Origin of the sequence: Lacibacter sp. H407, from assembly GCF_037892605.1 — a bacterium.
In the GTDB taxonomy this organism is placed as follows: Bacteria; Bacteroidota; Bacteroidia; order Chitinophagales; family Chitinophagaceae; genus Lacibacter.
In genome coordinates this window covers 614,897-633,775 of sequence record NZ_JBBKTU010000001.1, presented here as the reverse complement: position 1 = coordinate 633,775, position 18,879 = coordinate 614,897, and the positions used below count along the sequence as shown (strand labels likewise).

The following is an 18,879-nucleotide window of genomic DNA, read 5'->3' as shown; positions in this document are numbered from 1 at the left end:
AAAGTTAGAAGTTACGAGAAGCGTGAGGCGAGTGGCGTGCAGCGTTTTGTCAGCTTTTCTTATTCTTCAAAATACACTCGTTTCACCCGTTGGCTAATACCTGTCATCAACTCATAAGCAATAGTTTGACTTTGTTTGGCAACATCATTAACAGAAAGGGTTGGTCCAAATACAATTACCTCATCCCCTTCCCGAACGTTTGGGATATCAGTAACATCCAGCATGGTCATATCCATACAAATGGTGCCGATAACGGGAGCTTTCTGTCCATTCGCCAGCATGTATCCAATGCCGTTACTAAGGTTGCGTGGATAGCCATCTGCATAGCCGATACGTACTGTTGCAATTTTAGAAGGCCTGTTAATGATCCCTTTTCGGTTATAGCCAACCGTTTCACCCGGTTGTAATATTTTGATTTGAGCGATGGTTGTTTTTAACCGTAATGCTTCTTCTAATTGTAAATTTCCTGAAACAGGACTGATACCATACATGCCAATGCCCAGCCGCACCATATCGTATTGCAATTGCGGGTGACGGATAGTGCCGCTGGAATTATCAAGGTGGCGAATGAAGGAATAGTTCAATTGTATTTCGATAAATGCACAGGCATCTTCAAAACGTTTTGATTGTAATAATGTAAAAGCATCTTCATTGACATCTTCACTGGCCGCCAGATGACTGAATACTGATTGAACAGTGAACGTGTTTTTTGCAGTGAGTTGCTGACAGAGCGCAGGTAATTCTTCCGGCATAAAACCAAGCCGGTGCATACCGGTATCAATTTTTAAATGCACGGGATAACTATTGATACCCTCCTGTTCAAGATACTGCTCAAATGCGTGAAGAATCGAAAATGAAAACAGTTCAGGTTCAAGATTCTGTTCAACCAATACATCAAACGTTGCAGGTTCAGGATTCATTACCATAATGGGCAACGTAATACCTGCCTTACGCAAATCAACACCCTCATCTGTAAAAGCAACAGCTAAGTAATCTGCTTTCATAAATTGCAGAAGGTTGGCAATTTCATAACTGCCACTTCCATAGGAGAACGCTTTCACCATTGCCATGATTCTGGTTGATGGATGCAATAGCTGCTGATGTGCTTTGATATTTCGTGCAATGGCGGTAAGATTAATTTCAAGAACAGTTTGATGTGTTTTCTGTTCCAGCAATTGTGCTACACGGTCTAATTCAAAAACCCGTGCACCTTTGATGAGAATAGTTTCGTTATGAAAAGAAAGTGATGCAAATTGTTCCAATAATTCTGCTGTTGAAGAAAATGAAAACATTTCGATCGATGCGGGGATCAACGGAAGTAAAAACTGTTTTGTTTTTTCACCAACGGTTATCAATCTTTTTACAAAATGGCTTTTTATGAGCGCTGCAACCGAAGCATAAACAGTTGGTTCCTGATCGGCCGTTAATTGAAAATCGGAAAGTATAACCGTTCTGCCTGGATGTTGCCATTGTTGCTGCAGCATGTTCAATGCAATAATGAATGAACTTAGATCGGCACTGTAACTATCGTTAATGATCGTGGTATTATGTAACCCGCTTTTCAATTCCAATCGTAAACTTACAGGTCGAAGTTGATTGAATTTTTCTCTTACTTCTTCAAACGGGATCTGTAAATAAGCACAAACACATAAACAGGTAATGGCATTTTCAATTGATGCATCATCAATAAAGGGAATTACAATTGTATCATTCACCGATCCGTTTGTAAAATCAATGCTTGTTTCAGTGATTTTTTTTGTGATGTTCTTAAGAACGATCGTGTTGTCGGTTTCTTTTCCCCAACTGATGATGTTCGTATGAGTAAATGAAAGACCATTAAGTTTTTCAGTGGAACAGATAAGGGTTGATGCATTCAGAAACAGGATTGATTTTTCATTCAGCTTCTCTTGCATATCTGCGAACCCATCAGCATGTGCTTCACCTATATTGGTTAAAATGCCAAGTGTTGGTTGAATGATTTTTTCCAGCTTATCCATTTCACCTTTCTGCGAAACACCGGCTTCAAAAATGGCCAATGTATGATGTGATTGCAATTGCCATACACTTAACGGAACGCCTACTTGCGAATTATAACTTTTAGGACTGCGGATAATCGTAAAATGATCACTCAGTAATTGATACAACCATTCTTTCACGATCGTTTTACCATTACTGCCGGTAATACCAATTACCGGGATATTGAACTGGCTGCGGTGATAAGCTGTTAACCGTTGTAATGCACTTAATGTATCGACTACTAATAAAATGTTGGCCTCGGGAAATTGATCAACAGTGATCTTCTTTTGAACAATGAAATTCCGGACACCTTTACTGTATGCTTCTTTAATATAATCATGCCCGTCTCTGCGGCTGGTGAGCAAGGCAAAAAATAAAGCAGTGGGGGGATGAATTACACGTCGGCTGTCGATCAATAAATGTTCAATATTGCAAGTAACATCTGCCTGTTGTAAACAGACAGCCTGTAAAATACCGGCAATACGATCAATACGATAGTGCGACATAACGATATAAATGAGATCTAACTGGGCATATCAGGTGGTGCATTTTTTTTCTTATGGTAGATCGAATAAACGATCGATCCGCCAATGCATGCCACAATAACGACTAATGAAATGACCACCTGCGTGCTTTTATTGACTACTGTGCCAATAAGTTCTTCACCTAACATTTTCAAACCAATAAAAACAAGCACTATTGCAATGCCTTGTTGCAGGAAATCAAATTTACTTACCGCTCCCCGTAACAGGAAAAACAATGAACGCAAGCCCAGTACAGCAAACACATTCGATGTGTAGATCACTAATGAAGCATACTCACTTTTTCGATCAACAATACCCATTACAGCAGGTATTGAATCCAATGCAAATACAATATCAGTAGTAGCAAGCATCACCACTACAACAAACAAGGCTGTGTAAACCGGTTTGCCATGTTGTTTTATTACATACTTGCCATGCCCATCTTCCATTGTAATGGGTAAGAATTTTTTAAGGAAGAGATACACTTTACTTTCTCTTGGGTCATATTCTTCTTCCTGGTTGGTGGTAAACATTTTGAAACCTGTATATACCAGGAACACACCGAAAATATACAACACCCAATGAAAACGATTGACCAGTTCAACACCCAGCGTAATAAAAATAACACGGAATACAATTGCCATTAATACGCCGATCAATAATACACGGGGGATATACTCCTCTTTCACTTTAAAAAAACTGAAGATCAGTACAAATACAAAAATATTATCAATACTTAAGCTCCACTCCATCAGGTAGGCTGTTACATATTCAAGTGCAGCGGGCTTACCGTCTTCATACCACATAAATGCACCGAAGCCCAACGCAAGGAGTACCCAAAAGATGGTTTGTGTTAACGCCTGCCTGGTAGTAAGGTGCGCAGATTTTTTGCTGAGCAAGCCAAGATCAAATACAATGGCAACTAATAATACGATTCCGAATACGAGATAAGTGATCTGTGTGTGAGTCATGAATGATAATTCAAAAAATGAAAACGTTATGCTTGTTTACTAAAAGTTCGTTTACGCCATTGCATATAACTAAAGCCAATCAATACAATGATAAGGATAGGTACTGCAATATTGATCAACTGCCATTGCAAACGCTGTTCAGTAACTTTTTGTGGATTCAATAAGCGCAAGGCCACATCTTTATTACGCAAAGCTACGATACCTGCATTACCTGTCATGTATTCCAATGTATTTTGCAAAAATGCTTTGTTGGCATAACTGCGTTCCTGCACACGACTGTAGCCCATAGTAAATGGTTCCTGTTTGGTAAAGCTGTTAAGCAGCACATCACCATCGCCTACAATTAACTGTTGCGTTGCTGATGCCGTTTGTGTTTGGAAAGAACCATAAGCACTTGTAAAGTATTGCCGCATTTCTGCCGATGCACGGTTTGCGTAAAAACTATTGAACTTTCCTTCCAACAAAACAGCAACGGGTAAATTCTTTTTGTTGTACAGGTTAATGTCTTCGATGGTTTGCAATTCCTGTAAGCTGATGATGGCAGGAGTACTTACAAACTTTGCATTTTCGCTGGATGTAAGTAAAACTGTTTTGGTTATTCCTTCTGCTTTTACAGTATCCAATGTATTGGTGAACTGACTGAGTACTGGTTCTAAATTTTTTGTAATGGGATGATTGCCAGTTGCTGTTAACAAAGGATAATAGTTGAACGGAACATCGGCTAACTGCGGCTGACCGCCGGCGTTACCTACTACTAATTTGCTAAGGTCGCATTGCTGATCCTGTAACAGATCACGGTTAATGCGTACGCCGAAGCGAAACAGCAGATCATCAAGATTTAATCCACGATCGTATGCCAATGTTTGTGCAACAAACGTAAGACTGTCTTTTTCTGCATGCAGCATATCGAGGAACCACAATACCTTTCCTCCCTGCATGATGTACTGATCGATCTTCATTTTTGCTGAGTCAGTAAACCCAACTGATGGTTTTACGATCATCACAGCTGCAAATTCTTTTGGAATTACAGCTGTTGTATTTGGATCGATGATACGGAAGAGATAATTGGCATCGAGTGTTTGAACAAGATCGAATGTTTCGGGTCCCATTGGCTGGCCGTTTCCTGTCATGTAACCGATCAATGGTTTTTGTTTGCGTTGAATTTTTTCAATGGCATCTGCAAACTTAAACTCCAGCAGTGCTTCTGCATTACTGATGCTTTTTGCTTCATCTGTAACCAAGCTTCCGGTTAAAGGATCACGACTATACTCTGTTTTGCCACTTAGTAAATCAACCGACATTACTTTGCCTCCATACTTCACCAATGCAGAAGGGTAGATAACACGTTGTGTTTTGGCTTCTTCTTTTTCCTGTACTTCTAATGTATAAGGCAAAATGCCAAGACTCTTTAACGAATCGGTGATCATCTGCTGAATCACTTCTTCACGAAAACCGGGCCTTGTTTGTCCAAGGCTATCCACATTTACACCGTTCATCCGCAATTCGTTGATCACTTCTCCGAACATGAAATTTTTCGCTTCATCATCAAACAGTTCATCAACCGATTTATAATTGATCTGCAAACGGCTGCCACTATAATCCTTCATTTCATTGAGAAGATCATTTGTTGTGTTGCGCAGTTTACGAAACGATGCCCTGAAATCGCCTTTGAGAAAAACATCAACTGTAATTGTACTGTCGATATTTTTTAAAAGTGTTTTTGTTTGGGGAGAAAGTGAGTAGCGTTGTTCGGCTGTAAGATCCCAACGTAAGCGAAGAGATGATGAAAGAATATTGAGCCCCACTAAAGCAGCCAGCAGTAAGAGCCATCCGTATTTGATCGAAAGCAATTTTTTCATGGGTGCTTAATTTTTACGGCCAATGCGTTGCACGGTGATGAATAAGGTGAAAAAGATAAAGCTGAGGAAATAAATTACATCACGGCTATCGATCACTCCTTTTGATAAACTGCGGTAATGAAATTCCATACCCAGCATTTCAATAATATAATCAGCACCCGTACCTACCAATTGACTCAAGGCAGTAAAACCGCTGTAGAACACAAAACAAAAAAAGGCACTCAATAAAAAAGCAACAACAGGATTTAATGTAAAGCTGCTGCAACAAACACCAACGGCTGTAAAGGCAGCACATAAAAAAAGCAATCCAATATACGAACCTGCAATGCCTCCCATGTCGATCGTTGTTCCTTCAGCGCTCATGGCGCTGATGGTAAACAAATAGGTAAGCGTTGGTAACAATGCAATGAGTACTACCAGTAATGCTGCAAGATATTTGCCCCACACAATTTGCCAGGCCGTGAGTGGCCGGGTAAATAGTGTTTCCATGGTGCCGCTTCGCCATTCATCCGGGAAAAGGCGCATCGTTACAGCAGGTATCAATAACAAAAGAATATAAGGGGAGAGGTTAAAGAAGTTTTCCAGCGTGGCATAACCATAATCTAAAATGTTGAAGCTGGAGAACACGAACAGGAAGAGTCCGTTCAACAAAAGGAAAAGAATGATGGTGATATACCCCGTAAGATTGCTGAAAAACTGGCGGAATTCTTTTTTGCAAATGGCCCACATAGAGCAGCAAAAATAAAGGAATCTGTTTCTCCTTCCGAACCTTAATTCAGGAGTACTGTTACAGTTATGTTCTACCTGAATCATACAGGCTACCAAACAAACAGGCTGTTTTGCTTCGATCACTTGCACAGACGTTCAAATTTTCGTCAAAATGTCTGGGTTTTCTGGATTGAACGATTATCTTTAAAGCTTGTTCTGATATCCCCCGAAACATCATTGCCTTACAACCTGTAGAAAGCCAACCAAATCTAAATCTCAGGCGTGATGATGAAAACGTTATTTGGCGTACTCATATTTATTTTTGTTGGAGTAGCAGCAAGAGGGCAGGTGATGCTTACCAATGCAGCTCCGAGTGTAACAATTGATTTCAGCAATAGCACAGTTGCATCTATCGGCAGCAATCCTCAAACTGCATTTACCGGAGTAGGATTTGGACCAAATCCTTCAACCACTGGACAATTGAATTCAAATGCTTGGAGTATTATTGGTTGGGATAACGGTAGTTTATTCTTTGGTGGCTCACAGGTTACCGCGGCAACCGACTTTACTCGAGGTGCTGTTTCAGGACCTGTTTCAACAGGTGGGATTTATGCTTTTACAGGTGCACCCCATTCAGCATCAAATCCTTGCCTGATGTTACAACCCGGCGGCTCCGATTTTGCACCGGGCGCCATTATTCTCCGAATTCAAAATAACGGCACATCACCCATTGCTGAGCTTACTGTTTTTTATAACCTTTTTGTGCGTAATGATGAGGGAAGATCGAGTTCATTTAATTTTTCTTACTCATCTAATAACATTAATTACAGTGAAGTTCCGGAGTTGGGTTACGAAACACCTGAAGCAGCAGATGCAAACGGTTGGGTGAAAGTGGAAGGGAATCCATCCCGTTCGACAATAATTAAAGGATTAGGTATTTTACCCGGAGACTATTTTTATATCAGATGGAACAGTGAGGATATTTCAGGAGCAGGCTCACGAGATGAGATAGGCTTGGATGACGTTGGAATTGCTGCTTTGTATAATACTAACACTATTACACTCACATCTCTATCTTCAACTACCTATAATCTTGCAAATTGTTTTACTACCGCCACCGGCTCTTTAAATTTTACTGCAACTGGCATATACAACAGCTCCAACATTTACACAGTTCAGTTATCCAATGCTGCTGGGTCTTTCACATCTCCGGTTAATATTGGTTCGTTAAATGGAAATGCGCTTAGTGAAACAATCAATTTTACAATACCAGCAGGAACATTTTCAGGTACAGGGTATCAAATGCGCATTGTTAGTACAGATTATGTAACCTTTTCCAACAACTCATCACCTGTCACAATCAGTCAAGCCGGTTCATGTGTTAGCACAACAGGAAGTTATTTCAGGTCAAGGCAGTCCGGCAATTGGAATGATGTTTCTACCTGGGAATCATCAACGGATAATAGCAATTGGATAACAGCAACCCTCGCACCAACAAATGCTGCCAATGTTATACGTATTCGTAATGGCCATACAGTTACGATTTCGTCAAATGTATCAGCAGATCAATTGGTAGTAGATGCAGGGGCGGTGTTAAAACATCTGAATGGGAATTCACTTTCTCTCAGTAATGGTGGTGGAGATGATATGATTATAAATGGCACGTATGTTTTGTACGGAACAAGGCCAGCACTTGCTTCAGGGTCAACAGTTTCGGTTGAAGAGAGCGGATTGGTAAGGGTAGATGGTAACAGCTCTCCCAGCCAATCGGATGATTTTGCATTTGAAAGTAATGAGGTCATTTTTAAAACAAATGCCGTATTTCAGTGGAACTTAAACGCTATATCTTTTCAAACTTCCGGGATTACATATTTCAAGACAGTATTGGATTACAAACCTATCTTCAGGATTTCAGGTTCGGTTGCAGTAGGCGGGGCAACACAAACACTTATTAATGGGGTTATAGAGGTTACTTCCGGTAAAAACTGTAGTTTTCAAAATGCGGGAGCCAAAATTTTCAGAGATGGAATTGTTGGCGCTGGAACAATAACACAACTTGCATCTTCCGGCCCTTTACAGATTTCAGGTAATGATGGCGCTCAATTAGGAGGAGCAGGAACGATCAACTTACACACAGCAGGGTTACAAATTAATGTGGGTGCACAAGTGTTTTTAACAGCCAACAAAACAATTAATAATTCTGTATTCACCAACAACGGTATTTTAAATTGCCAGAATTTTATTGTTTCCGGTTCAACATCATTTGTAAATGCTTTAGGTGCCACATTAGGTATTGGCTCAGCCGATGGCATTACAACCGGAGCAGCCGGTAATATTCAAACAACAGGAGTCAGAACGTTTGATCCTAATGCAACTTACGTTTACAATGGAACAACGAATCAGGTAACGGGTAACGCATTGCCTGCAACTGCGCAGGTATTATCAATTTCGAGTTTTGGAGCAAGCGGAAACAATACGGTATCACTTACAAATAACAATACAACCGTAAATCGCTTAAACTTGAATAGTGGGTATTTTGAAGCTGGCTTAGATGGGAATTTGAATATTGCAGATGGTGGAATCATCACAGGTGGTAATGGGGCTCAGCCAAATGAAGCAAAGGCGGGAACGATTACTTTTTTGGGTGCAGGAATAACAGAAGGTATATCTAACTATAAACCTCTTTTGTACGCTGTTATTATAAGAGGCGGAGTTGATTTTAATGGACTATTGGAAACCGGTTCTGCGAAGATTATAAATCGCTTGCAGATTAATACCGGAGGCTTTATTGCAAACGATGCTCCCTTTTATGAGACGGGTTCAACACTCATTTATAATACCGGAACAATTTCTAGATATGGAAGAGGAATTGAATGGGGGAATACTGTCGGCTTACAGGGCTACCCACACCATATTGTAGTTCAGAACAGCATTCTTGATTTATTTAATTCTGATTTTCCTGCCAGCGAACTCGAGATCGGCGGCAACCTTATTATCGGTAATGCAAATGGAAGAGGTGAAGTTCACATGAACAGCAGTATGTACAAGCCGCTTTCGGTATTAGGCAATGTCATAATTGGCTCTGATGGCGCTACTTCAAGTGTATTGCAGCTTTCGTCAAACTTAGGCGGTGATTTATGGTTGGGTGGCAGCTTTACACGCTATAACAACAGTTCATTCAATCAAAATAACCGTGCTGTTTATTTAAAAGGTAGCAGCAATACAACCATCAGTACTCCAGGCGTTAGTACCCCGGGTATCTCGTCACAGGATTTTAATTATCTACGTTTACAAAAAACAGGAGGTGCTTCTGTCTCACTAGGGTGTACTATTGGAATTACACATGAGCTAACATTTGATAGTGGCTATATTGTTAGCTCAAGTAATAATGTTTTAATTTTTTACGATGAGGCAAAAGCCCTCGAAGCAAAGTCTACATCATTTACAAATGGCCCTGTTAAAAAAATCGGGAATGATGCATTTGTGTTTCCGGTTGGAAAGCCTGCACTCTCTGGGCCCGCAGGTGGCGGCTATCGTTTTGTGAGTATATCAGCACCATCGCAAACAACAGATGCATTTACTGCTGAGTTTATGGTTGCAAGTGCAACTTCATTAGGCCCCATTGGAATTGCCGGTATAACGAGAGTGAGCCGTTGTGAATATTGGAAGCTAGACCGAACTTCAGGATCTTCATCTGTTGATGTCACACTTTCATGGAACGCAAGAAGTAATTGCAATGTTTCGTACGTATCTAACTTGCCTTCCCTTTCGATTGCTCATTTCAACGGAAGTGTTTGGGATTCGTTTGGAGGAAAAGGGGCTACTTCGCCGGAATCAACTGTAATTGAAGGATCCATTACTTGGGCAGGTGTTGCTACCTTCAGCCCATTCTCTTTAGCCAGCACCGACGTAACTGAAAATATTTTACCACTCCCACTCTCCAGCTTCACCGCCCGTACCCGCAAAACAGATATCGCTGTCGATTGGATGTTAACGAACAACAACGATTACGATGAATTTATGCTGGAACGTAGTAAAGATGGCGTTCGATTTGAAACATTGAAAACAGTAAAAACAAAAGTGGTCCTGAATACCGCTGCCTATGCAGAAGTGGACAGCAATCCATTTACCGGCTGGAACTATTACCGTCTGCGTGCCATCAACAAGATTGGTAGGGAAAATATTTCACAAGTTGTGAAAGTTTGGTTTGGACGTGAGGATGTGATCCGCATCACCCCCAACCCCGCCTCCGAAAAAATTCTGATCAATTTTGCAGCGCCAAGCAGCATATCACAAATTGAACTTGTCAATATAGCCGGTCAGGTGTTGCAACGCATCCAAACCATTACTTTTAATACTGAGATCAATATAGCTCACTTGCAAGCGGGAATGTATGTACTCCGTATAAAAGGAAAGAACGGGCTTTCCACAAAAAGCTTTATTAAACAATAAAGACCCGAAACCAACTGCTGAAAGATCCCCTCCACCAGAGGGGGTTTTTATTTTAGAGGGGTGCCTCGACTGATTGATCGCTGCATAAATTGGTTATTGTTAGAAAAATAGCTTTTTGCAAAGCATATCATTCCTCTATCAAATAAAGGCCATCAAGGATCAGGCGCCAAATTTCCCCCGAACTTAAGACAGTGCGACCAATGAGGAAGAGACTTAGAATGGATGTTGAAGGTCGTTTTTGGAATAAAAATGATTACGGGTCACAAAAGACGATCCTTTGTGAGTTAAAGACAAAAGAAAATCGCTTTTTTTGAAAAGGCGCATTAACAAAGCTATTGGCGTAAGAAAAATAAAGAAAATAAGGCTGAGCAGAATACGGTTATTGATATAGCTCAACACTTTGGCAATTGCTACCCAAAAATGATGAACAAATTCACCTATCGGGCCAATCAGGAAGCCAATCAACGAGATCGTGAAGGGAAGCAACAACCATTTTTTGTGAAAAATGAAATAGAGGATGACAAAGCCAATTGCGATTACCAGGAGGGATGTATGCTTAGGTTGCCACTTCATGCTAAAAGAGGGAATAAATAAAAGGTGCCACCGCACTGCTGCCTCCGAATATGAGCAAGGCACCAAGTAATAACATAACAATAATAATGGGAGCTAACCACCATTTCTTACGCACTTTTAAGAAGATCCACATGTCTTTTAAAAACTCAATCATAGTTGTTACAAAAGTAAAGGTTCGTTCTTATTTCGCACTTTATAGTTAGAAGAGGGCATGAGATGATTAATCACTCTGAAACTTCTCTTTCCAATCATATTTTTCTTTCCACTCAGGTTGTTCTTGTTTTCTGAGTAGATAATTTTCGATGACAAGATAATCCATTTCTGTTCGCATGAAACACTGATACGCTTCCTGTGGTGTACAAACAACCGGTTCGCCACGTACATTAAAGCTCGTGTTGATCAACACGGCACAGCCCGTTTGTTGTTTAAATGAACTGATGAGCGAATGAAAAGCCGGGTTTGTTTCTTTATGTACTGTTTGTACACGGGCCGAATAATCGATATGTGTTACTGCAGGCAAAGTACTTCGCTGAAAATATAATTTATCGGTTAAGTTGAGTTGATGATAATTCGCTGGAACAGGATGCTGTAAATCTTTCTTCACCGGTTGCACCAGCAACATGTAAGGCGACAGAGTATTCAATTCAAAATAATCTTGTACATCTTCTGCAAGCACTGCAGGGGCGAACGGGCGGAAGCCTTCTCTGTATTTGATTTTAAGATTTAGTTTTTTCTGCATGTCAGGATTACGTGGATCTGCAATAATGCTTCTGTTACCTAGTGCACGTGGGCCAAACTCCATCCGCCCCTGAAACCAACCAATCACATTTCCTTCGCTTATATGAGCTGCAACAGTTTTATTTAATTCATTTCTATCACTAAATGCAGTTGCAACCGCTTTGTATTGTTGAATAGTTGATTCAATTTCATCAGTAGGAAAAAATGGACCTAGGTAGGAACCTTTCATTGCATCCATTGCTGAGCTGACAAGACGTTCCTTTTCAAAATAAATATAATGAGCTGCCAATGCCGAACCAACTGAACCACCCGCATCACCACTGGCCGGTTGAATGAACATGTTCTCGAAAAGAAGAGCGTTTTGGAGTTTGCCATTTGCCACACAATTCAAAGCCACACCACCCGATAAACAAATGTTCTTCGAACCGGTAATTTCTTTTGCATGTGCAGCCAGTTTCAACACAATTTCTTCTGTTACCTGTTGAATGGCCAAAGCAAGATTACAATGTTCTTGCGTTAATTCTTCTTCTTTGCTCCTGCGCTTGAAACCAAACAATGTTTCAAACTTTTTATCTTTCACCATTCGTAATCCAACAGAATAATTGAAATACTGCTGATCTAAATAGATAGAGCCATCATCATAGATCTTAACCAGTTTTTCTTTAATGATGGAAACAAACTGCCTTGTTTGTTCTGCATTTGGATCGCCGTAGGGTGCTAACCCCATCAGCTTATATTCACCACTGTTTACTTTAAAACCTAAGTAGTAAGTAAATGCAGAATACAGCAAACCAACAGAGTGGGGAAAGTTGAGTTGTTTGAGTATTTCTATTTCTTTGCCTTTTCCTTTGCAGATGGTTGTGGTGGCCCATTCGCCCACTCCATCAATGGTCAATATTGCTGACTCTTCAAATGGAGATGGATAAAAAGCCGATGCTGCATGACTGAGATGGTGTTCGGGAAATAACAGCTTTAGTTTCTTTTTATCATAGAGTTGATTTTTTTTCAACTCATCACGGATTATTTTTTTTAAAAATAGTTTTTCGTTCAGCCATATAGGCATAGCCATAAGAAAAGATGCAAAACCTTTTGGCGCAAATGCATAATAAGTTTCAAGCAATCGTTCAAACTTGAGTAATGGTTTATCGTAAAACACGACTGCCTCTAGTTGATCAATGTTGATGCCTGCTTCTTTTAAACAGTAAGTAACGGCTTTTGAAGGAAATCCTGCATCATGTTTTTTACGGCTGAACCGTTCTTCCTGTGCAGCGGCGATGATCTCGCCATCTTTTATGATGCCTGCTGCTGAATCATGGTAAAAGGCCGAGATGCCTAGGATATACATGAGTGCAAAATAAATGATTTGAATTGAAACACAGATAGTACGGGCAGGATAAGTAAATAAGGAGTTGACCTTATCTTAATACAGGTAATAATTCTTTACTGAGTACGTCAGCTATTTTTTCGGCTCCTTTTTTGTTGAAATGAATAAAATCGTAATAGTAACTTGTGTTTTTTGGCATTAACCTCGAAAGATCAATTACTGTTGTTTGAGTGGCAAATGAACGAACTATATTGTTATATTTTTCCAACACTTGCTCCTGAAGTAAATTGTTTTTGGCGCTGTTATCTGCAAAATATTTCGTGTCCATTTTTATTCCGGTAGCTGAATCGGTGTACGCACCATACAAGGAAGGTTGAGTTAGCAACACTGGCTTTACGTTGTTTGCCTTACAGATATTGATAATCTCCTGCAATCTTGTTGCATAACCTACAAGGTAATTTTTCTGTTGTGCAATTACATCGTGTATGTAAGCAGGTGAATAGCTTGTATCCGCTAAGATTTTAAAATCAACTTCTTTATGAATAAGTCCTTTTTTATAAGCTAATTTGATAGCATAGAATTGAAAAATAGTAGAACCGATCTCTGTTTTGTTCATTACCGATTTCAAAAACTGTTTGAAAGAGTTGTAATGAATCCTGTTATCATTCATCAGGTCAAAACCTTCCGGTTGCTTTGTTTCCACATCGTTTACGCCCGTCAACAGGAATACATATTTTGGTTTGAGCTTAATCACATATTCTTTTAGTAGATGCAAATGGCCAAACGTTGAATGACCATCAATACCTGCATTATTCACCCATAGGTTAGGGATTGAATCTTTCAATTTTTCTCCCAGTAAGAATGACCAGGTGGTACTATCACTCAGAAAACGACATTCAGTCGTGCTGCCACCAATCGTAATAATCGAATTGAGTTTTGAAATACTATCCGTTGGCATTGGTCCTCGAAAACCCAATGCATTGCGACTGTAGTGGATTTTTGAATCCAGCTGTTTGATCCATTGATTATCGAATACTGTTTGCTGATTGGCGGGTAGTACTAATTTCCCTTGCTTGGTGAAATTGGTAAACGGATTGTAAATGCGCAAGATAATTTCGCATAATACCAATGCAACAAGTAAACCAAAGAATAATGCTTTAAGGTTTTTAATCATGACGATGTAAGATAAAAACTGTTTAGGATAGAAACACTGATAACGCTGATTTTAGCGGCTGATAAAGGATTTGATCCGTGCCAATCCGTTTCATCAGTGTTATCTATGACTCTATTTTTTTAAATAAAAAAGCAGCGAATCATCTCCGCTGCTTTTTTATTTATTTCTTTTCACTCTTTTGAGCTTTGGGCAATTATTCAAACGTACTATAGAAATACGGCGTTTTTGCTTCAAACTCAGCGCTGCAGGTATCCACCATTTTGTACACACGGGTAATGCCCCAGGCTTTACGCTTTTCGTAGAGCTCATCTTCGCTGGCATCCTCTTTCATAATGCGGCAGATCTGCTCGTCGCCAAAGCCCATCCGTTTTGCTTCGGTGAGTAATTCTTTCGTGAGCGACTGCATATCGTGCTTCGCCAGTTCTTTTTCCATGTTCACAATATCCTGGATCTGGTAAATGAACCAACGGTCGATCTTGGTTGCTTCTACGATCGTCTTCACACTCACACCCGCCATCAGGGCATCTTTAATGCGGAAGATGCGGTCCCATTTCGGCACCTTAATATATTCGATCAGCTCTTCTGCATGTTTCAAACTCTGGCCATAATAACCAAGGCCTACTGCATTGTTCTCCAAACTCTGACAAGCTTTCTGTACCGCTTCCGTAAAGCTGCGGCCGATGGCCATTACTTCACCCACGCTCTTCATCTGTAAACCCAACCGATCATCTGCACCTTTGAACTTGTCGAAATTCCAGCGAGGCATCTTTACAATTACATAGTCCAGTGCCGGTTCAAAGTAAGCAGAAGTAGTCTGGGTGATCTGGTTTTTCAACTCATCCAGTGTATAACCAATGGCTAGCTTCGCTGCAATTTTTGCAATGGGATAGCCCGTTGCTTTACTTGCCAAGGCTGAAGAGCGACTTACACGTGGATTGATCTCCACCGAAATAATTTCTTCATTCTCCGGGTTCATGGCAAACTGTACATTACAACCACCGGCGAAATTGCCGAGGCTACGCATCATTTTGATCGCCATGTTCCGCATATTCTGGAACGCCGTATCGCTCAAGGTCATTGCCGGAGCAACGGTAATACTGTCGCCGGTATGTACCCCCATCGGGTCAAAATTCTCCACCGTACAAATGATCACCACATTATCATTCTTATCACGCAACAACTCCAACTCAAATTCTTTCCAGCCGAGCAATGCTTTTTCTACCAACACCTCATGCATGGGACTGGCAGTTAATCCACGTTCCAATGCCCCATCCAGCTCATCTTTATGAAACACAATACTTCCGCCACTACCACCAAGAGTAAACGAAGGACGGATCACCAATGGAATTCCTATTTCCTGCGCAAATTCTTTTCCTTCCAGTAATGAGTTGGCTACACGACTTGGTGCCACACCAATACCAATATCGATCATCAGTTGACGGAACTTCTCACGGTCTTCGGCTGTATCGATCGCCTTCACATCCACCCCGATCATTGCCACACTAAATTTTTCCCAAATGCCCAACTCATCTGCTTCCTTACAAAGGTTGAGGGCTGTTTGTCCGCCCATGGTAGGCAGCACAGCGTCGATCTGCGGATTTTCTTCGAGGATCTGTTCAATACTTTCAATGGTGAGGGGCAACAGGTACACACGGTCAGCCATCATCGGATCGGTCATAATGGTAGCCGGGTTGCTGTTGATCAGGATCACTTCAATTCCTTCTTCACGTAAACTGCGGGCCGCTTGCGAACCCGAATAGTCAAACTCACAGGCCTGGCCAATCACAATGGGGCCGCTGCCTACAATCAGCACACTGGTTATCGATTTGTCTTTTGGCATGAGGAGAATTTGGCTGCAAAAGTATTGGATTGAGCGCTAATCTGAACGTGAAATTTTGAACGTTTTTGAAGTTTTTACTGAGCAGTTTTGGTAACAGGCGTTAGTAATGTTGTTCAGCTGCATTGGCGTCGCACTCTTGTACATTCGGTATTTCTGTTCAACAACACAGTAAAAAAAGCGCTCAGTCAATTTTCTAAAGAGTCTACATAATGGAGCACACAATTTATTTTTCTTTTTTATGCGTGGCAGTTATACACAACTTGCAACGGATTGTTGACAGTACTTCGTCATAACGGCAAATCGCTTTATTTCATCTTCTTTATTTTTGCCGCATGTTGAAACAGTTTTCCCTTCTCTATTTTTCGTTGTTTATTTTCTTTACTGCAACTGCTCAACTTTTTCCAGAGCAAAACTATCCCACCAATTATTTCCGGTATCCGTTAGATATTCCGTTAAAGCTGAATGCAAATTTCGGAGAGATGCGCCCCAACCATTTTCATATGGGGCTTGATCTGTTTACACTTCGCCGTGAAAATTTACCGGTATATGCACCTGCTGATGGATGGATATCAAAAGTAAAAGTAGATCCCAATGGTTTTGGGAATGCGATTTATGTTAGTCATCCGAATGGTTATACAACGTTGTACTGTCACATGAATACGTTTCCTGTAAAAGTGTTGAAAGCAATGAAAGAAGGACAGTATGCAAAGCAAAGCTGGAAAGGAGATGTGGAATTTGCGAAAGGTGAATTTCCAGTAAAGAAAAATGAACTGTTGGCATACAGCGGAAATACCGGCGCATCTGCAGGTCCACATGTGCATTATGAGATACGCAGAACAGATGATGATGCATGTTTGAATGCATTACTCTTTCATCGTGTACATGATGTTACGCCACCCGATATAACAAAACTTGCGGTGTACGACCGCACAAAAAGTACATACGAGCAAACACCCCGTACAATGATGTTAACCCGGGTAGCCGGTGGGTATAGTGTGGCAGGCGGTACAATTACCGTAAGCAGCGAAGCTGTTTCATTTGCGATTGTTGCAACCGATCGTGTTACAGGAATACCAAATGCAAATGGAATTTTTGAAGCAGTGGTTTATGTTGATGAAGAACCCGTTAGTGGATTTCAGATCGATGGTATTGATTATTTGCAAACACGTTACCTAAATGCGCATATAGATTATCGTATAAAAACAAATGGTGGTTCTTACTATCAACACTTGTCTCCTTTACCAGGCGATCGCTTACCGATCTATTTCAAACAAGATGATGGATTGATCCATTTGAATGATACAACAACCCATCAAGTCATGATTGTTGTAAAAGATGCAAATAACAATGCATCCACACTTCGGTTTAAATTAAAACGCACACCAACAGTATTGCCTCCCGCCAACGTACAGAAAGACAGCAGGTATATGCTACCCAACCAGATCAATATTTTTGAACAGGGCGATGTGCAAATGGTGAGCAGCGAAAAAAGTTTTTATGATGCTTTCCGTTTTGTGTACAACTATAAAACAAGTGCAACTGCTTATTCCAATATTCATGTAATGCACACGCCGTTGATACCTGCGCATGATTCGATGATGTTTCGCATAAAACCAACTAAAGAAATTCCTACAAGTGCAAGCAATCGTGTGATCATGATCCACAACAGCAGAGGAAAAACGGTAGTGGAACGTGCAGCATTGGTAAAAGGTTGGTACGAAGCAAAGTCACGTGACTTTGGTGAGTTTTGGCTGGAAGTGGATCTAGTGCCGCCTACACTTGCAGTTGCAGGTGTGGTTGATGGTGGAACAGTTGGGAATGGATCAACAATTACATGTACTGTTGCAGATAATAAAAAAGCGATCTACAGTTTTCGTGCAGAACTGGATGGTGAATGGCTGATGTTTAGCGGACTTGGCCCGGTATACCGATACAAGGTAGATGAACATTGTCCGCCGGGCGAACATGAATTAAAGATCATGGTAGAAGACGAGGCTGGCAATACAACCGAACGGATCATTCGCTTTACAAGAAAATAGGGATGCAGATGTTCATCTGATTCTGTTCGAACAAATCAACAACATCGGTGTTTCTACCGAAACGTTTTATATCAACATGGCAACAAAAAAGAAAGCAGTAGTAAAGAAACCGGCGGTAAAAAAAACTGCTTCAAAACCTTCGGCAGCTAAGGCAATCAAAAAAGAACCGTTTAAGAATTATGTGACCAAATTAAAAGTGGGCGATAAAGCACCTGCTTTTAAAGGTGTTGACCAAGACGGAAAGAAGATATCTTCAGCTGATTACAAAGGCAAGAAAATAATTCTCTATTTCTATCCGCAAGATCTTACTGCAAGCTGCACGGTACAGGCCTGCAATCTGCGTGATAATTTTTCAGAACTGAAAAAACTCGGGTACGAAATCATTGGTGTTAGTGAAGATGGAGTGGAGAAACATAAGCGGTTTGAAGCAAAAAACAATCTTCCTTTTCGTTTAATTGCGGATGAGGATCATGCAGTGATCAATGCATATGATGTGTGGGGTAAGAAACAATTCATGGGTAAGATCTATGATGGATTGGTTCGTACAACATTTGTCATGAACGAAAAAGGGATCATTGATGCAGTCATAACAAGAGTGCTCACGAAGATTCATACGCAACAAATACTTGATGCATTACAAGCAGCAGAGAAATAACACACA

At 40.6% G+C, this 18,879-nt stretch carries 12 protein-coding genes; 3 read left to right on the top strand and 9 right to left on the bottom strand.

Features of this window, described 5'->3' with window-relative positions:
* Positions 1-59: 59 nt before the first annotated feature.
* Genes WG989_RS02675 through gldF form a run of 4 tightly spaced genes read right to left on the bottom strand, consistent with a single transcriptional unit; the run spans position 60 to position 6,099 of the window.
* Positions 60-2,522 carry a bifunctional UDP-N-acetylmuramoyl-tripeptide:D-alanyl-D-alanine ligase/alanine racemase gene (locus WG989_RS02675; RefSeq protein ID WP_340427168.1) on the bottom strand — a complete coding sequence of 821 codons (2,463 nt, stop codon included), beginning with the start codon at positions 2,520-2,522 and terminating at the stop codon, positions 60-62.
* Positions 2,523-2,539: 17 nt separating this feature from the next.
* Positions 2,540-3,511, bottom strand: a complete 972-nt coding sequence (locus WG989_RS02670) for a TerC/Alx family metal homeostasis membrane protein (protein WP_340427167.1) — start codon at positions 3,509-3,511, stop codon at positions 2,540-2,542.
* Positions 3,512-3,537: 26 nt separating this feature from the next.
* Entirely contained in the window at positions 3,538-5,370 is a 1,833-nt protein-coding gene (gene gldG, locus WG989_RS02665) for a gliding motility-associated ABC transporter substrate-binding protein GldG (protein WP_340427166.1), read from the bottom strand.
* 6 nt (positions 5,371-5,376) lie between these two features.
* Positions 5,377-6,099, bottom strand: a complete 723-nt coding sequence (gene gldF, locus WG989_RS02660) for a gliding motility-associated ABC transporter permease subunit GldF (protein WP_340427165.1) — start codon at positions 6,097-6,099, stop codon at positions 5,377-5,379.
* Between the two features lie 267 nt (positions 6,100-6,366).
* On the opposite strand from gldF, the gene WG989_RS02655 reads away from it, so the two are divergent.
* Complete coding sequence (locus WG989_RS02655; protein WP_340427163.1) at positions 6,367-10,530, top strand: T9SS type A sorting domain-containing protein; 4,164 nt, start codon at positions 6,367-6,369, stop codon at positions 10,528-10,530.
* A gap of 213 nt (positions 10,531-10,743) precedes the next feature.
* Here the strand turns inward: WG989_RS02655 and WG989_RS20940 are convergent, their stop codons facing one another.
* The 5 genes from WG989_RS20940 to carB all read right to left on the bottom strand — a co-directional run bounded on the left by WG989_RS20940 (position 10,744) and on the right by carB (position 16,179).
* Positions 10,744-11,103, bottom strand: coding sequence for an SxtJ family membrane protein (locus WG989_RS20940; protein WP_445298470.1), 360 nt, complete (start codon positions 11,101-11,103; stop codon positions 10,744-10,746).
* Position 11,104: 1 nt separating this feature from the next.
* Positions 11,105-11,257, bottom strand: a complete 153-nt coding sequence (locus tag WG989_RS02650; RefSeq protein WP_340427162.1) for a DUF5989 family protein — start codon at positions 11,255-11,257, stop codon at positions 11,105-11,107.
* Between the two features lie 66 nt (positions 11,258-11,323).
* Positions 11,324-13,186 carry a carbamoyltransferase family protein gene (locus WG989_RS02645; RefSeq protein WP_340427160.1) on the bottom strand — a complete coding sequence of 621 codons (1,863 nt, stop codon included), beginning with the start codon at positions 13,184-13,186 and terminating at the stop codon, positions 11,324-11,326.
* Positions 13,187-13,256: 70 nt separating this feature from the next.
* Positions 13,257-14,339: an SGNH/GDSL hydrolase family protein gene (locus tag WG989_RS02640; RefSeq protein ID WP_340427159.1), complete on the bottom strand. Its 1,083-nt coding sequence runs from the start codon at positions 14,337-14,339 to the stop codon at positions 13,257-13,259.
* A 193-nt stretch (positions 14,340-14,532) separates the two neighbouring features.
* The gene (gene carB / locus WG989_RS02635) at positions 14,533-16,179 is read right to left on the bottom strand and encodes a carbamoyl-phosphate synthase large subunit (protein WP_340427158.1); all 1,647 of its coding nucleotides are present in this window, start codon (positions 16,177-16,179) and stop codon (positions 14,533-14,535) included.
* A 332-nt stretch (positions 16,180-16,511) separates the two neighbouring features.
* Between carB and WG989_RS02630 the strand changes: the two genes are divergently transcribed.
* A complete protein-coding gene (locus WG989_RS02630) occupies positions 16,512-18,218 on the top strand; it encodes a M23 family metallopeptidase (RefSeq protein WP_340427157.1) in 1,707 nt (568 codons plus the stop codon).
* 76 nt (positions 18,219-18,294) lie between these two features.
* The gene (bcp, locus tag WG989_RS02625) at positions 18,295-18,873 is read left to right on the top strand and encodes a thioredoxin-dependent thiol peroxidase (protein ID WP_340427155.1); all 579 of its coding nucleotides are present in this window, start codon (positions 18,295-18,297) and stop codon (positions 18,871-18,873) included.
* Positions 18,874-18,879 lie beyond the last annotated feature (6 nt).

Bases quoted from the DNA above. Each gene is read 5' to 3' on its own strand.
- WG989_RS02675 (WP_340427168.1), bottom strand. From the start codon at position 2,522: ATGTCGCACTATCGTATTGATCGTATTGCCGGTATTTTACAGGCTGTC.
- WG989_RS02670 (WP_340427167.1), bottom strand. From the start codon at position 3,511: ATGACTCACACACAGATCACTTATCTCGTATTCGGAATCGTATTATTA.
- gldG (WP_340427166.1), bottom strand. From the start codon at position 5,370: ATGAAAAAATTGCTTTCGATCAAATACGGATGGCTCTTACTGCTGGCT.
- gldF (WP_340427165.1), bottom strand. From the start codon at position 6,099: ATGTGGGCCATTTGCAAAAAAGAATTCCGCCAGTTTTTCAGCAATCTT.
- WG989_RS02655 (WP_340427163.1), top strand. From the start codon at position 6,367: ATGAAAACGTTATTTGGCGTACTCATATTTATTTTTGTTGGAGTAGCA.
- WG989_RS20940 (WP_445298470.1), bottom strand. From the start codon at position 11,103: ATGAAGTGGCAACCTAAGCATACATCCCTCCTGGTAATCGCAATTGGC.
- WG989_RS02650 (WP_340427162.1), bottom strand. From the start codon at position 11,257: ATGATTGAGTTTTTAAAAGACATGTGGATCTTCTTAAAAGTGCGTAAG.
- WG989_RS02645 (WP_340427160.1), bottom strand. From the start codon at position 13,186: ATGTATATCCTAGGCATCTCGGCCTTTTACCATGATTCAGCAGCAGGC.
- WG989_RS02640 (WP_340427159.1), bottom strand. From the start codon at position 14,339: ATGATTAAAAACCTTAAAGCATTATTCTTTGGTTTACTTGTTGCATTG.
- carB (WP_340427158.1), bottom strand. From the start codon at position 16,179: ATGCCAAAAGACAAATCGATAACCAGTGTGCTGATTGTAGGCAGCGGC.
- WG989_RS02630 (WP_340427157.1), top strand. From the start codon at position 16,512: ATGTTGAAACAGTTTTCCCTTCTCTATTTTTCGTTGTTTATTTTCTTT.
- bcp (WP_340427155.1), top strand. From the start codon at position 18,295: ATGGCAACAAAAAAGAAAGCAGTAGTAAAGAAACCGGCGGTAAAAAAA.